Source organism: Enterococcus sp. DIV1758 (assembly GCF_051711985.1).
In the GTDB taxonomy this organism is placed as follows: domain Bacteria; phylum Bacillota; class Bacilli; order Lactobacillales; family Enterococcaceae; genus Enterococcus; species Enterococcus faecalis.
In genome coordinates, this window is the sequence record NZ_JBIOOA010000001.1 from 307,860 (window position 1) to 322,520 (window position 14,661).

The following is a 14,661-nucleotide window of genomic DNA, read 5'->3' on the forward strand; positions in this document are numbered from 1 at the left end:
GAAGACATGGAGAATAGTAAAAAAAATCAAGCAGTGCAAGTGAGCAATAGTTACTGGATTAAAGTCGTAGCCATTTTCTTCGTAGGCTGGATTTTAATGTACGCAACACGAACTATTTTTAATCCAGTGATGGGGGTCATTGGAGAACAATTTGGTCTAAGTAACACACAACTTGGTTTAGCCAATAGTATCTTCTTTCTAACCTATGCTGTTGCACAGATTCCTTTTGGGATGATTGGCGATAAAATTGGGCGGAAATTAGTCATTGCTGTTGGGTTTATCGTTCTTGCTATTTCTACTTATTTTAGTGGATTAGCGACAACCTTTGTTATGTTTTTAGTCATTCGTGCAATTGCTGGTATTGGTCAAGGAGCTTACTATGGCCCGCAATATGCGTTATCGACAGAAGCGATTCCAGCAAGTAAACGGACCATCGGTAATGCCATCATCAATAGTGGGATGGCCTTCGGTACATCAGGTGGGTACTTACTTTCAAGTAAGTTGGTTTTAGAAAATGGTGAACATTGGAGCAAACCATTCTTTATCATGGCGATTCCAACGTTTATCGTAGGAATTCTTTTCTATACAATTTTGAAAGAAAAAGTGATTCGTCCTGGCGAAGAAGCCGCACGAGCAGCTGCTGAAGAAGGACCGCAAGAAAAGATCTCATTAAAAGAAATTTTCTCAAATCGTAATTTATTAGCCGCATTTATTTTATGTTTCACAAGTATTTATGCAAACTTTGTCATTATTACTTGGTTGCCACAATTTTTAATTGCTGAACGTGGCTTTACAGGAGCGAGCGTTGGTTTCATTTCATCACTTGTACCATGGGCCTCTATTCCAGGCGCCTTAATCTTCGCTCGTTTGAATGATAAAACAGGTGCGACGAAAAAATTAGTCTTTACATTAGTACCTTTAGCAATCCTATCTGTCTTTGCGATTGCTTTTGTAACAAATCGGACATTGTTAATTTCTGTTTTAATTCTTTATGGGTTAACAGGGAAATTAGCGTTAGATCCAATTATGGTGACTTTTGTTACCAAACATGCACCAAAAGCGGCCTTAGGAACAACGTTAAGTGCCTATAATTTTATCGGGATGTCAGGGTCAATCCTAGCACCGTATGTCACAGGATATTTAGCAGATACAGCAGGCTCAATGCAAGTTGGCTTCTATCTTTCTTGTGTACTATTAGTTATTGGTTTACTAGCTTTTGCTTTCTTAGCTAAAGATGAAAGTAAACCGAAATTAGGTTAATTATCCCTTCGATAATGACTGAAACAATCAAAATGAGCAAGACAAAATCTTTCATTTCGTAAACAAATTATTTCTTATCCGTCGATACTGAAAAGATTTTGTCTTTGCTTTACTAAAAAGGAGCGAATCAATCAATGAGTTTAAACGTAATTGCCCTAGGTGGGAATGCTATTTTAGATACGGATCCAACAGATGAAGGCCAAAAAGCCGTCGTTAATCACGCGGCCAAATATATTGCAGAATTTGTTGCCAAAGGGGAACAAGTCATTGTCTGTCACGGAAACGGACCACAAGTAGGGAATTTGCTTTTACAACAAAAAGCAGGCGAAAGTGAAAAAAATCCAGCGTTGAAATTGGATACTTGTGTTGCGATGACACAAGGAAGCATCGGTTACTGGTTACAAAATGCTTTAACTAATGAGTTTGAAAAACGTAACATTGCTAAACCAGTTATCTCTGTAGTTACACAAGTGCGTGTGGACAAAGAAGATCCTTCGTTTAAAAAACCATCAAAACCAATTGGTCCATTCTATACAAAAGAAGAAGCTGACGCGGAAGCAGCCAAAGATGGCTCTACGTATGTGGAAGATGCTGGCCGTGGCTACCGAAAAGTTGTTCCATCACCAATGCCTAAAGAAATTGTTGAAAAAGAGGCGGTTCGTGCTTTAGTAGAAGCGGACGTTTTAACTATCTGTTCTGGTGGCGGGGGCATTCCTGTCGTAGCAGAAGACGGACAATACGTAGGTGTGGAAGCGGTTAACGACAAAGATTTCTCTGCACGTGTTTTAGCTGAAAACGTTGATGCAGACCGTTTGATTATTTTGACAGGCGTTGATAACATCTACATTAATTACAATCAACCAGATCAAAAAGCATTAGAACAAATCAGTGTAGCCGAAGCAGAAGAATACATTAAAGAAGGTCACTTTGCTGCTGGTAGTATGCTACCAAAAATCGAAGCTGCCTTAGACTTCGTAAAAGGTGATGACAAACGGAAAGCAATCATTACTTCTATCGAAAACTTAGAAAACATCGATAAAGAAGCAGGAACTGTGATCAGTCAAAAGGGGTAGTTTACCATGAAAAAACCGTCCATGATCACCCAAATTGCAATTGCTGTTGTCGTAGGAATCCTCGTAGGACTCTTGATTCCTGCTAGCGGCAATTACTTGAAAATAGTTGGAGATGTCTTTTTGCGACTGATGCAAATGGCTATTCCTATCTTGATCTTAGGGCAAATTGTCCAAGCAGTTGGCAGTATTAATCCAAAAGAACTAACGAGCCTTGGGGGTAGAACAATCGCTGTTTTCGGGATTTCCTCCTTAGCTGCCGCTTTATGGGGCGTCCTAATGGCAGTCATTTTTAATCCAGGATACGGTGTTAAAATGACTGGCTTCCAAGATGCTTCTATTAAAGCGCAAGAAATCTCAATCACTGATACGATTTTAAATTTCGTTCCGAAAAATATTTTTGATTCACTGACTCAAGGATCGATTATTCAAATTATTGTCTTTGCATTATTTTTTGGTTTAGCACTGAATAAATACTTACAAAGCCATCCAGAGACACAACTCTTCCAAATAATTGTGGACTTTAATGAAGTTATCATTACAGTCATTCGATACGTCATGTATCTAGCACCTCTGGGGATTTTTGCTTTAATTGCTTCAACAATTAGTCACTTAGGCCTTCAAATTATTTTACCGTTAGTGAAGTATCTATTGGTCTATGGATTAGGAACTATTTTATTTTTGGGCATCTGGATTTTGGTTATCACATTGTACTGTAAAGTAAGTCCACTACGTTTAATTACAAACATGAAAAATATGTCTGTGATGGCCTTGGCGACAACTTCTTCAGCAATTACTTTACCAGTAGCTTTGGAAGAAACAGAAACAAAATTAGGTTTAAGTAAGCGAATTACTAACTTAGTGTTGCCGTTAGGTATGTCGTTAAACAGTAACGGTTCAGCGATGCATATGGCTTTTACTGTAATGACTATCGCTCAGATGTATCAGCTAGAGTTTGATATTACGAAAATGATTTACTTAGCAATTACAGCAACGTTTGTCTCACTAGCAAACGCAGTTGTTCCCGGTGCGGGCTTAGTCTCACTGGCAGTGATTGTTCCGCAAATGGGTTTACCCATTGAAAGTATTGCAATTTTTGCAGGCGTCGAATGGTTTGTTGGCATGTTGCGAACAATTTTAAATGTCAATTCAGATGTTTACTCTGCTATTCTAGTTGCAAAATCAGTGGATGAAATTGACTATACTGTCTTTAACAGTAGCAATAAGTAGTGAAAAAAGGGAAGGAAATGCAAGGACGAAAAAGAAAATCACTTGTTTTCTTTCCCTTTTTTAAGATTAATGATAAAGGAGCAAGCGCAATGGAAGAAATGGTTGTCGTTACACCGGAGAAATTAGAAAAGCTGATGAAACAAAAATTAGAAGCTGCTGGTTTACATTCTGAACATGCCGAAGAAGTTGCTCGACATTTAACTTTTGCAGATGCTAGCGGTATTCATTCACATGGGGCGGTTCGTATGGATTATTATGCGGAACGGATTGCAAAAGGCGGGATCACGATTGACCCCGAATTATCATTTGAAAAAACTGGACCGTCCACTGCCATTTTTCATGGCGATAATGGCGTGGGTCAATTTGTTTGTAACGAAGCATTAGCTGCTGCAGTTGATCTAGCCAAAGAATCAGGGTTAGCATATGTTGGCGTTTCTCAAACGAGTCATAGCGGGACGTTATCGTATTATGTTAAAAAAGCAGCGGAACAAGGCATGGTTGCTCTTTCGATGTGTCAATCTGATCCAATGGTGGTACCGTTTGGTGGTACAAGCAATTATTTTGGGACAAATCCAATCGCTTTTGCAGCACCTAGAGCAGGTCATGAACCAGTCGTGTTTGATATGGCTACGACAGTACAGGCGTGGGGGAAAATTTTAGATGCACGTTCAAGAGATGTTGAAATTCCCGACACATGGGCAGTAGACGAAAAAGGCCAGCCAACGACTGATCCTTATGAAGTACGAGGTTTATTACCGATTTCAGGACCAAAAGGATATGGACTAATGATGATGGTCGATGTCTTAGCTGGTTCGTTGTTAGGCTTACCTTTTGGCAAACATGTCAGCTCCATGTATGCGGATTTAACGGAGAAACGGAATCTGGGTCAGATGTTCTTAGTCATTGATCCAAGCCGCTTTACAGATTCTGAACGATTTAAAGAAAATATTAATCAAATGGTGGAAGAACTTCATAGTGTGCCTACAGCAGAAGGGTTTCAACAAGTTTACTATCCAGGAGAAATTGGTCAGCTAAACTATCAAAAAGCCATGTCAGAAGGCATTGAAATTCCACAAAGTATTTATGATTATTTAGTTAGTGAGATTGTACATTACGATAAATATGGCGGGCAAGGTGCCTTTGCCAAATAATGAGGAGCGCAGAGAGTATTCGCTGCTGCGTTGCTCTCGCCTTCTTTCTATTGGAGGAAAGTAAAATGAAAAAATCGTCAAAAGTAGCACTTATTTTTGCATTTTTAGTTAGTATTTTTGTGCCAGTTGCGGCCTTTGCTGATGAGATTGGGGATGTAGTTGCCCCGACAGGAATCATGGCATTAGTTGTGATTATTCCGTTGATTGTTGTTTTGGTTCTATTGTTTATGAAAGTCGATATGATTATTGCTGGTTTAATTGGTGGCGTCTTAGCGATGCTGATTGGTGGCATTGGACTAGAAGAAGCGAATAAACAGATGTTGGAAGCTATCCCGATGATGTTAGGAATTACCGTTCCCATCATTAATTCAGCTGTTGCGATGGCGGTCTTTAAAGCAGGTAGTTATTCAGCTGCATTAACTTTAGCCAAACGAGGCACAAAAGGAAAAGTCGAGTATGTTTCAGCTTTTATTGTTATCTTATTAGCCGCAGCCACATATATGTCAGGAATTGGTGGCGGAAGTGCGATGGTTATTGCGCCATTGGCCTTTGCTGCAGTTGGCGTTGTTCCTGAATTAATTGCAGCAATGTCTTTAGCTGCTGCGGTATCATTTACAACATCACCCGCTTCATTAGAATCAAGTATTGTTTCAAAATTAGGCGATATCAGTGTCGGTTCATATGTTTCAACCATGCGACCTTACTGGTTATTCTTCGTAGCATTAGCGATTGTTTTAGCCTTTTGGGGAACGAAACATAGAAATGTTGGCTTTAAAGAGTCGGCAGATGATGAATTTGATAAAAAGAGCAATGGTGAATTATTTAAAATTACCTTGCCAGCCATTTTCTTATTGTTTGCTGTAATTTTTGGACCAATTGTGAATGATTTAATTGGTTTTGCCTTCTTTACGCCACTTGTATACATGATTTTAACATTAGTTTTAATTTTCTTATGTACAGATTTCTCAATGAACAAATCTGTCGAAGCGATGGTAGATGGGTCTACATATATTTTGACTCGTTTATTCCAAGTAGGGATTTTCTTAGCCTTTATTAATGTTATTGCACAAACAGGAACGTTTGCTGTCATCGCAGGTGTTGCTGAAAATGCACCAGCCTTTATTGTCGTGCCAGTTGCCATTTTAACAGGGATTTTAATTGGGATTCCAGCTGGGGCCTACGTAGGTTCTGTTTTAACTTTAGTGCTACCAGTTGCTGTATCGTTGAACTTCCCGCCGTTAGCATTAGGTTTTGTAGCAATGGGTGTTGGTTTAGGTAGTCAAATGAGTTTCGTTAATATTACTATGCAAGCTTTATCTTCAGGCTTCCAAATTCCAATTTTGGATGTAGTTAAAGGAAACGTGAAATGGTTAAGTATTGCCTCTGTACTATTATTAGTTATCGGTTTAATCTTTGGATAAAAAACAATTTAGGGAGTGGAAAACATGGATTTATTAATTAAACAAGTTCGTCTTCAAGACGGTGAAGCATTACAAGATGTAGCTATTAAAGAAGGAAAAATCATTGAAATCGCCCCAGTTATTACTGGCGATGCCAAAGAAGTCATCGAAGCAGATGGTCGTGTTTTAATCCCAGGTTTTGTAGAAAGCCATTTACATTTGGACAAGGCATTAATCGCTGATCGTAAACCAAATAAATCAGGTACGTTGAAAGAAGCGATTGAAGTAACCGCGGAATTAAAACCAACATTTACCGAAGAAGACATTTATGACCGTGCTAAGCGTGCCTTAGAAATGTTAATCGTTCATGGAACCACGGCGTTAAGAACGCATGCAGAATTTGACCCAGCGCAAGGTTTTACTGGCTTCAAAACAATTATGCGTTTGAAAGAAGAATATAAAGAGTTAATTGACATGCAAGTAGTTGCGTTTCCGCAAGAAGGAATTTTTAAAGCCCCTGGAACAGAACAAATGATGTATGAAGCAATGGATATGGGCGCAGACGTTGTCGGCGGTATTCCTTATAATGATGCACCAGCGAAAGAACATATTGATTTAGTGTTTGAAATTGCTAAAAAATATGATAAAGATGTAGATTTACATCAAGATTTTGCCGATGAAGCTGATGATATGAGTATTGAATATTTATGTGAAAAAACTATCGCTGAAGGCTACCAAGGCCGTGTTTCAGTGGGCCACTTAACGGCATTGCACGCCTTACCTGAAGCAGAATTGGCGCCTATTATTGCAAAAATGGCGGAAGCAAATATTAGCGTGATGGCTTTACCAGCAACGGATTTACATTTAGGAGCTCGCGGTGATCAGTACAATGTTCGACGTGCGGTTACGCCAATCCGTAAATTACGCGATGGTGGCGTGAATATCTGTATTGCTACAAATAATATTCGCAATGCTTTTACACCATATGGCACAGGGGATATTGTTCAAACAGCGATGCTAGCCATTCCTGTTGGGCACCTAGGTGGAGCGGATGACTTAAAAACAGTGCTACCAATGGTAACAACAAGTCCTGCTCGTGCGATGGGACTAGAAGGATACGGTGTCGCAGTTGGGAATAAAGCAGATTTAGTCTTATTAGACACAAAAGTGGTTGAACATGCGATTATTGATATTCCAGAACGGTTATATGTTATTAAAAACGGCCGTGTTACAGTCAAGACAGACAAAAAAGTCGAAATCATTCGTTAAGAAAAAAATCAAAAAGCTCAAAAGGTTAGTTTGCGCAACTAACTTTTTGAGCTTTTTTTGATAAAGGTGAAGATGTGTTTGATTGATCCTGTTTTAGTTATTTTTTTGTTCCTCGAGTTCTATTTATAACAGAATTAAATCATTTCTTTGCTACCAACCGATCTAATTGTTCTTGAATCGCTAGTAAGTCAGGTAAAGAAACTTGCGCATTAATTAATAAAAATGGTGCAGCTTGTTTTACTTGCAGCAAAGGCGTAGTGCTTAAATAAAGGTCGTACCTATCTTCTTCAGACAATTGATTAATTGCAAGGTGATAGAAACTTGCAAACGTTTCACGAATTCGTTGAATGATAATCGCTTCAATCGGTGTAGGTAAGTCTGTTTCTATTTTTATGTGAATTGTTTGATTGAAAGCTGTTGGAGCAGTAATTAACGTGTAGGCCGTCGATAATTGAAGGCCTAAGCCAGTTTGTTTAGCTGGGTTCGAAACATAGATGTCTTGCTCGGCGACTATCTTTTGTGCATGCTCAAATAAATGAGCAAAATTTTGTAATAAATACTTCTTAATATTGTAGCCAGTAAGTGTAAAATCCATTTGTTCAAATAACTCTACGAAAAGAAGACCAGCCACTAATTGTTTTGTGAATAAGCCCCTGTTTTTTGTCGTTTCAAAGGCATGAGGGTTTTCTGTTTCAAGGGAGTGAAGAATCTTTTTAATAAAAGAATTCGTCTCTGAAAATGGTTGGTTAGGTTCGATTAAATCTATAAAATGTTTGTTCGAGAGTTGTACTGTTGTATTTGTTAATAGAAATAAAAAAATCAGCTGGCTTTCACTCTTGGGTAACAGAAAGGCGTTCGTTAATTGATTTTCTAAATGTTCTTTTAGTAGATGATGAGTATCAACAAATTGAAGCAGTACTTCTTGATCTTCATCAGATAAAGAAGAAATAGATTCAGAAAGCAGGAAATTTATCTGGAATCCCTTTCGATAACGAATAATATTTACCGCTAAAATATAACAAATAAGTTTCATATTCAATTGATTGGCTGGGAAATAGCCTAAAGCAATCAGCTCTTTCGCAAGGGTTTCACATTTTGTTTGCGAGACGTCAGCAAATGGCCAATCGAGACCAGAAAAAACGCGCCAATAGAAAGCAATCATGAAAAAACGAATGCGTGGTTCAGCACCAACTAAACGAATCTCGCCTTTGGTTCTCTGGATCGAAAAATCAAAGGTTTTTAAAATGGTATCTAACTCAGCAACCTTATGCCGAACAGTTGATTCGGATAAGAATTGGTCCATACTAAATTTTGTTAAATGAACATTGCTTTCAAAGAATAGTTTTTCGAGCAATGTAAAATACGGACTACTTTGCAAAATTTGCTTCGTCAAAATTTTATATTCTTTTTTTGATCCCATGAAACAATAGCCTTTACCTCGCTCGGCAGAGAAAATATGTGAACAATTATTAGCCAATACATAAGGTTTACTAATTAAGGATTCGTAGTATTTATTGATTGAACGTCGATCCATTTGTAACAATTGACTAAGTGTTTCAATACGAATAAAGTTTTTTTTATGGTACAACAAACGCAGTAAATCCAATTCCTTTTTAACTTCTGAGCCGAAAAAAGTGTCTAATATTTCCATTATTCTTCTCCAATTGGTTCGATTTAAAATAAGTATAACTTGTTTTTTATTCGATTGTTTAAAAAAATGTACTTAGCAAGTACATTTTTTTGTCTCCTTAAAAGTTATTTCTGTAGTAAGTTACATATATCGCTCAAATTTCATTTGAATGAGAAATTACTTACCACAAAGGAGTTAAAAAAATTGAAAAAAACAACCTTATTTTTATTTATGTTCTTTTTCCTAATGATTATTTTTAGTATAGACGTTTCCGCAGAAACATACAATTTTAACTATAAAAATGACGAACAAGGTCATTATTTAACGAACGGAATTAGTGAGGGAGATACATACAATTATGATTATGGTCATGCCCCTGAAGCGACATTTGACGAAGAAAAATATGTGAATTATGGAGATGAAGCTTATTTGAAGAAAAGCGTGGTGGCTGTAACAGGCCAGCAAGGGCTTTTTAATGTGACTTTAGATGTAAAAGGAAATCAAACAGAAAGCCCCATTGATCTAGTGTTAGTGATTGACTATTCTTCATCAATGAAAGGTGAAAAATTAAACAACGCTTTGAAAGGCTTGCAACAATTCGGCGAAGAACTTTCAGATTCATTAACAGATGGTCATGTTCGAATTGGTATTGTTGCCTATAATCGACTAACTTACTCCACCGCGGATTTTTCTACAGACATGAATGACTTAGAAGACTTTTTAAGAAATACAGCCGAACCACATTCAGGTACGTTTATGCAAAAAGGCTTGCTAGAAGGGCAACGTTTATTGGCTGAAAAAAGTCGTCCAAATGCAAAAAAGATGTTGGTTCATATTGGTGATGGGAGTGCAAATGCTAGTTTTTTACCTAGAGAAAATGCTCAAATCTATCCCAATAATGGTGAAATTATCGATTACAACGGTTACCATACATCGTCCTACATGGAAGAGTTTCAAACAGAATCCAATCAGTACTATACAAGTAACAGTGCTTCTACTGATGCTAACGCTATCCAAACAAACAGTACAACAGTGACAGATAATACGTTAGGAACCATTGTTTCTCTAAAAAAATCAGGAGATACTTATTATTCAATTGCAGCTAATCCTTCGTTAAGAGGAGAGTATATTAGTAGGAATATAGCTTCTGATCCTAAAAATTATTTGATTATTGATGAAAATTTATCTGGCTTGGGCACTGCGCTGAAAGAATTAGCTGGGAGTATCAATAATACTATCCATGAGGGGCTCATTATCGATCCGATGGGAGAAAATATTCTTTTACAAGGTGCTGGGAATTTCACAGAAGATAGCTACCAACTAAAAGGTTGGCGAAAAATACCAACGGGTGAATGGTTAGAGGCTAGTGACTTATTGACTGATGTCGTAGTTACAGAAGAAAATCAAGTGCTCCATATTTCTACTATTTCATTAGGAAAGAACGAACGTTTAACATTAACTTATCAGATTAGATTGAACACAGAAACAAATGATTTTAAAGGAGATACATGGTTTTTATGTAATGATCGTACTACGTTACAGCCAACTCCAGAAGAAGAAGCAGTTGATTTTCCGATTCCAGCAATTAAAGCACCTACTGTACAATTAAAATTGATTAAGAACTGGGAAAATATTGCAGAAAAAGAAATTCCAGAAGCAATTCAATATCAAGTAACTCGAAAAGCGACAACAGAAGAAGCTGCTTGGTCTACTTCAGAAGTCATGCAACTAACCAAAAAAGAAGGCTATCAAAAGCTGATTAATCAAGTAACGGTTAATGGCGCAGAAGTAGTATTACCAAAGTTTAATAACAGGGGTGAAGACTTTATATATCAGATAGAAGAAGTGAACGTGCCATCTGAATTTGACAGTATAATGACAAAGACAAAGGATGAATTTATCCTTACCAATCGTCGTAAAGAAGTTGTTTCCAGCACAACAGATACAAGTACGAATGAGTCTTTAAGTTCTGAGACTGCTACGACAAATTCGAGTGCTGAAAAACCAATTGTTGTAGAAACTACCACAGCAACCTCAGAACTCAAGGATAATAATTTCTTAGCAGAGACGAACACAACAGCAAAAAAAATAACGAAGGCTACACCCAATGACACACATTTACCAAAAACAAACGAAACCCAGAAATTTCAAAGAGTATTCTTACTATTAGGTGGTTTATTGGTAGGTTTATCTGGATTCTATTTACTTAAGCAGAGAAACTAAAATAATTCTTTAAATAAAGCAATAAAAGGCGGCTCAACGAAGCGGCCTTTTTCTTGATTCATTACCAAAATATAACGAATTTTGTAACAAAAACGTTTGATAAAAAGAAGGAAAAATGATTAATTTTACGAAAAAAAGCATATATCGACAAAAAAGAAGCAAAATTTGAATAAAAAAAGAAAAAATATGAAAAAAAACCGAAGAATTGTTTAACAATTGAAAACACGTGAAAACCAGTCATGACAAGGTGTAAAAACCTTACAAAAGGTAAGTTTACCTATTATGAAGAAAGAAGGAATGATCTGAAATGTTTTTGTAACATTTCTATTGCTTAATTGAAATATGGGTGTGGTAGAATGTTTTTGTCGTAAGAAAAGATTAAGATATTTTAAATAAACTTTAGAAATTAATTCGGAGGAATGACAAGTGAAGAAACGTCTATTTGCATCAGTATTACTATGTTCATTAACGCTATCAGCAATTGCTACCCCAAGCATCGCTTTGGCGGACAATGTTGATAAAAAAATTGAAGAAAAAAATCAAGAAATTTCATCATTAAAAGCAAAACAAGGGGATTTAGCTTCACAAGTATCTTCTTTAGAAGCAGAAGTATCTTCAGTATTTGATGAAAGCATGGCTTTACGTGAACAAAAGCAAACACTAAAAGCAAAATCAGAACAATTACAACAAGAAATTACAAACTTGAATCAACGTATTGAAAAACGTAACGAAGCAATCAAAAATCAAGCACGCGATGTTCAAGTTAATGGACAAAGCACAACAATGCTAGATGCAGTTTTAGATGCGGACTCAGTTGCAGACGCAATCAGCCGTGTTCAAGCTGTTTCAACAATCGTAAATGCCAACAACGACTTAATGCAACAACAAAAAGAAGACAAACAAGCTGTTGTTGATAAAAAAGCTGAAAACGAGAAAAAAGTGAAACAACTTGAAGCAACAGAAGCTGAATTAGAAACAAAACGTCAAGATTTACTTTCTAAACAATCTGAATTAAACGTAATGAAAGCTTCATTAGCATTAGAACAATCATCTGCTGAAAGTTCTAAAGCTGGCTTAGAAAAACAAAAAGCAGCTGCTGAAGCAGAGCAAGCACGTTTAGCTGCTGAACAAAAAGCTGCAGCTGAAAAAGCCAAACAAGCTGCTGCAAAACCAGCTAAAGCTGAAGTGAAAGCAGAAGCACCAGTTGCCTCTTCATCAACAACAGAAGCACAAGCACCAGCAAGCTCAAGCTCAGCAACTGAATCAAGCACGCAACAAACAACTGAAACAACTACACCAAGTACAGATAATAGTGCAACAGAAAATACTGGCTCTTCTTCATCAGAACAACCAGTACAACCTACAACACCAAGTGATAATGGAAATAATGGTGGCCAAACTGGTGGTGGAACAGTTACACCAACACCTACACCAGAACCAGAGAAACCAACACCACCAACACCAACACCTTCTGCTGATCCAACAATCAATGCATTGAACGTTCTACGTCAATCATTAGGTTTACGTCCAGTAGTATGGGATGCAGGTTTAGCAGCTTCTGCAACTGCTCGTGCAGCACAAGTTGAAGCAGGTGGTATCCCAAATGATCACTGGTCTCGCGGAGATGAAGTTATCGCAATTATGTGGGCTCCAGGTAACTCAGTAATCATGGCGTGGTACAATGAAACAAACATGGTAACAGCTTCAGGTAGCGGTCACCGTGATTGGGAAATTAACCCAGGTATTACACGTGTCGGTTTTGGTTACTCAGGTAGCACAATTGTAGGACACTCTGCCTAATCAGCAATGATAAAAATAGACGTAAGCAGCTTCTTTTCAGAAGCTGCTTTTTTCGTTACTATTTCATCCATCTCCGTTGACAAATTTGCTAAACGTGGTATTCTAATTATAATCTAATAATTTCCGTTGAATAGGAAAGTAAATGCAAGACAGCTGGTAGAGAGACTTTGGTTGGTGAAAAAAGTTAGATGTCTGTATCGAAAAATGGCCTAGGAGGAATTTTTGTCGAAACGTAGGCAAAAACGAAATGTCTTTCGTTAACAAGACCGCTGATTATGATTGTCAGTTGAAGGGAAAGAGTCATCTTTCCGAAAAAAGGTGGTACCGCGATAATAATCGCCCTTTTACTAGTTACGGCTAGTAAAAGGGCGTTTTTTTATAAATAAAAATAGGAAAGAGTGAGGCAAATGAGTAGTCAGATTCCTTTTACAGTTGATCATGTGGGAAGTTTTTTACGTCCAGAAACAATTAAGAAAGCACGGAAAAAGGTCCAAGCAGGTGCTTTATCTCAAGCAGAGCTACGTCTTATTGAAGATGAAGAAATCAAAGCATTAGTAGCAAAACAAAAAGCTGGCGGCTTACGGGGAATCACAGATGGTGAATTTCGTCGCGGTTTTTGGCATATTGATTTCTTAGAAGGATTAAATGGCGTGACAGGCTATATTCCAGAAACGGGGTATAACCAAACCTTTCATGGAAAAGCAGCTCCGGCCTATAATATCCGCGTAGTGGATAAAATATCTTTTCCTGCGCAACATCCATTTTTAGAGGACTTTTCATTTTTAAAAGAGGTGGTGGAAGTTGGTGATGGCACGGTAGCCAAAGCAACGATCCCTAGTCCAACCATGATTTTACGTCAAGAAATTTTATCCAACGACGGCACCTCGCGCATTCAAACAATTTATCCAGAGATTGGTGCTTTTTATAAGGATTTAGCACAAACATATAAAGATGCAATTGCGGCCTTTTACGAGAAAGGTTGCCGCTATTTGCAATTTGATGATACAAATTGGGCGTTTCTAGCGGATCAGACAAAACAAGAAGAATTACGAGCGAAAGGAATACAGCCAGAAGAAATTGCACAAGTGTGTACCACGATTATTAATGAAGCCTTAGCTGGCAAGCCAGAAGATTTAACTGTAACCACACACATTTGCCGTGGGAACCATGCTTCGTCTTGGTTATTTTCAGGTGGTTATGAACCGATAGCAAAAGAATTATTTGCTACGAATTATGATGGTTTCTTCTTGGAATATGACTCAGATCGTGCAGGGGACTTTTCACCATTAAGACATTGGCAAAATAATGGCAGCAAAGTCGTTTTAGGTTTAGTTACTTCTAAGTTTCCTGAATTAGAAGAGACTGAACAAGTGAAAGCACGAATTGAAGAAGCCCAACAGTTTGTTCCTTTAGAAAACTTAAGTATTAGTCCGCAATGTGGTTTTGCTTCGACGGAAGAAGGAAATCGTTTGACGGAGGAAGAACAATGGCGCAAAGTTCAATTACTTCAAGAAATTGCTAGAGAAGTATGGTAAAAAAGAGGTCGGGACAGAAGTGTTTAACTCCGAGAAATAAGAAGGAATTTCCGAAAATTGTTCTATAATTTTTGGAGAATTTCGGCTTATTTC

At 37.5% G+C, this 14,661-nt stretch carries 11 protein-coding genes and 1 other annotated feature; of the genes, 9 read left to right on the top strand and 2 right to left on the bottom strand.

The window, feature by feature from the left end; all coding sequences use genetic code 11:
• The first annotated feature begins 6 nt into the window (after window positions 1-6).
• The 6 genes from IGJ52_RS01640 (at window position 7) to IGJ52_RS01665 (ending at window position 7,380) form a co-directional block, all read left to right on the top strand.
• Complete coding sequence (locus IGJ52_RS01640) at window positions 7-1,260, top strand: MFS transporter (protein ID WP_002355251.1); 1,254 nt, start codon at window positions 7-9, stop codon at window positions 1,258-1,260.
• A 134-nt stretch (window positions 1,261-1,394) separates the two neighbouring features.
• The gene (arcC, locus tag IGJ52_RS01645; protein WP_002355252.1) at window positions 1,395-2,333 is read left to right on the top strand and encodes a carbamate kinase; all 939 of its coding nucleotides are present in this window, start codon (window positions 1,395-1,397) and stop codon (window positions 2,331-2,333) included.
• A 6-nt stretch (window positions 2,334-2,339) separates the two neighbouring features.
• Entirely contained in the window at window positions 2,340-3,560 is a 1,221-nt protein-coding gene (locus IGJ52_RS01650) for a dicarboxylate/amino acid:cation symporter (RefSeq protein WP_002361159.1), read from the top strand.
• A gap of 89 nt (window positions 3,561-3,649) precedes the next feature.
• Complete coding sequence (gene allD / locus IGJ52_RS01655) at window positions 3,650-4,711, top strand: ureidoglycolate dehydrogenase (protein WP_002413499.1); 1,062 nt, start codon at window positions 3,650-3,652, stop codon at window positions 4,709-4,711.
• Window positions 4,711-6,132 carry a hypothetical protein gene (locus tag IGJ52_RS01660; protein WP_002383665.1) on the top strand — a complete coding sequence of 474 codons (1,422 nt, stop codon included), beginning with the start codon at window positions 4,711-4,713 and terminating at the stop codon, window positions 6,130-6,132. Before allD ends, IGJ52_RS01660 begins: the two co-directional genes overlap by 1 nt.
• A gap of 24 nt (window positions 6,133-6,156) precedes the next feature.
• A complete protein-coding gene (locus tag IGJ52_RS01665; protein ID WP_002383666.1) occupies window positions 6,157-7,380 on the top strand; it encodes an amidohydrolase family protein in 1,224 nt (407 codons plus the stop codon).
• Window positions 7,381-7,519: 139 nt separating this feature from the next.
• Here IGJ52_RS01665 and IGJ52_RS01670 read toward each other — a convergent pair whose 3' ends face one another.
• The gene (locus tag IGJ52_RS01670; protein ID WP_002383667.1) at window positions 7,520-9,031 is read right to left on the bottom strand and encodes a helix-turn-helix domain-containing protein; all 1,512 of its coding nucleotides are present in this window, start codon (window positions 9,029-9,031) and stop codon (window positions 7,520-7,522) included.
• Window positions 9,032-9,097: 66 nt separating this feature from the next.
• Between IGJ52_RS01670 and IGJ52_RS01675 the strand changes: the two genes are divergently transcribed.
• Window positions 9,098-11,233 carry a vWA domain-containing protein gene (locus tag IGJ52_RS01675; protein ID WP_438791842.1) on the top strand — a complete coding sequence of 712 codons (2,136 nt, stop codon included), beginning with the start codon at window positions 9,098-9,100 and terminating at the stop codon, window positions 11,231-11,233.
• A 61-nt stretch (window positions 11,234-11,294) separates the two neighbouring features.
• Here IGJ52_RS01675 and IGJ52_RS01680 read toward each other — a convergent pair whose 3' ends face one another.
• Complete coding sequence (locus IGJ52_RS01680) at window positions 11,295-11,474, bottom strand: hypothetical protein (RefSeq protein ID WP_438791843.1); 180 nt, start codon at window positions 11,472-11,474, stop codon at window positions 11,295-11,297.
• 185 nt (window positions 11,475-11,659) lie between these two features.
• Between IGJ52_RS01680 and IGJ52_RS01685 the strand changes: the two genes are divergently transcribed.
• A complete protein-coding gene (locus tag IGJ52_RS01685; protein ID WP_002419226.1) occupies window positions 11,660-13,033 on the top strand; it encodes a PcsB-like coiled-coil domain-containing protein in 1,374 nt (457 codons plus the stop codon).
• A gap of 117 nt (window positions 13,034-13,150) precedes the next feature.
• Window positions 13,151-13,380: a binding site (T-box leader), on the top strand.
• 60 nt (window positions 13,381-13,440) lie between these two features.
• Complete coding sequence (locus IGJ52_RS01690) at window positions 13,441-14,568, top strand: 5-methyltetrahydropteroyltriglutamate--homocysteine S-methyltransferase (protein ID WP_002383670.1); 1,128 nt, start codon at window positions 13,441-13,443, stop codon at window positions 14,566-14,568.
• Window positions 14,569-14,661: the final 93 nt, after the last annotated feature.

Excerpts from the sequence above, each read along its gene's own strand:
- IGJ52_RS01675 (WP_438791842.1), top strand. The coding sequence starts at position 9,098 with ATGTACTTAGCAAGTACATTTTTTTGTCTCCTTAAAAGTTATTTCTGT.
- IGJ52_RS01660 (WP_002383665.1), top strand. The coding sequence starts at position 4,711 with ATGAGGAGCGCAGAGAGTATTCGCTGCTGCGTTGCTCTCGCCTTCTTT.
- IGJ52_RS01670 (WP_002383667.1), bottom strand. The coding sequence starts at position 9,031 with ATGGAAATATTAGACACTTTTTTCGGCTCAGAAGTTAAAAAGGAATTG.
- allD (WP_002413499.1), top strand. The coding sequence starts at position 3,650 with ATGGAAGAAATGGTTGTCGTTACACCGGAGAAATTAGAAAAGCTGATG.
- IGJ52_RS01690 (WP_002383670.1), top strand. The coding sequence starts at position 13,441 with ATGAGTAGTCAGATTCCTTTTACAGTTGATCATGTGGGAAGTTTTTTA.
- IGJ52_RS01650 (WP_002361159.1), top strand. The coding sequence starts at position 2,340 with ATGAAAAAACCGTCCATGATCACCCAAATTGCAATTGCTGTTGTCGTA.
- IGJ52_RS01640 (WP_002355251.1), top strand. The coding sequence starts at position 7 with ATGGAGAATAGTAAAAAAAATCAAGCAGTGCAAGTGAGCAATAGTTAC.
- IGJ52_RS01665 (WP_002383666.1), top strand. The coding sequence starts at position 6,157 with ATGGATTTATTAATTAAACAAGTTCGTCTTCAAGACGGTGAAGCATTA.
- IGJ52_RS01680 (WP_438791843.1), bottom strand. The coding sequence starts at position 11,474 with ATGACTGGTTTTCACGTGTTTTCAATTGTTAAACAATTCTTCGGTTTT.
- arcC (WP_002355252.1), top strand. The coding sequence starts at position 1,395 with ATGAGTTTAAACGTAATTGCCCTAGGTGGGAATGCTATTTTAGATACG.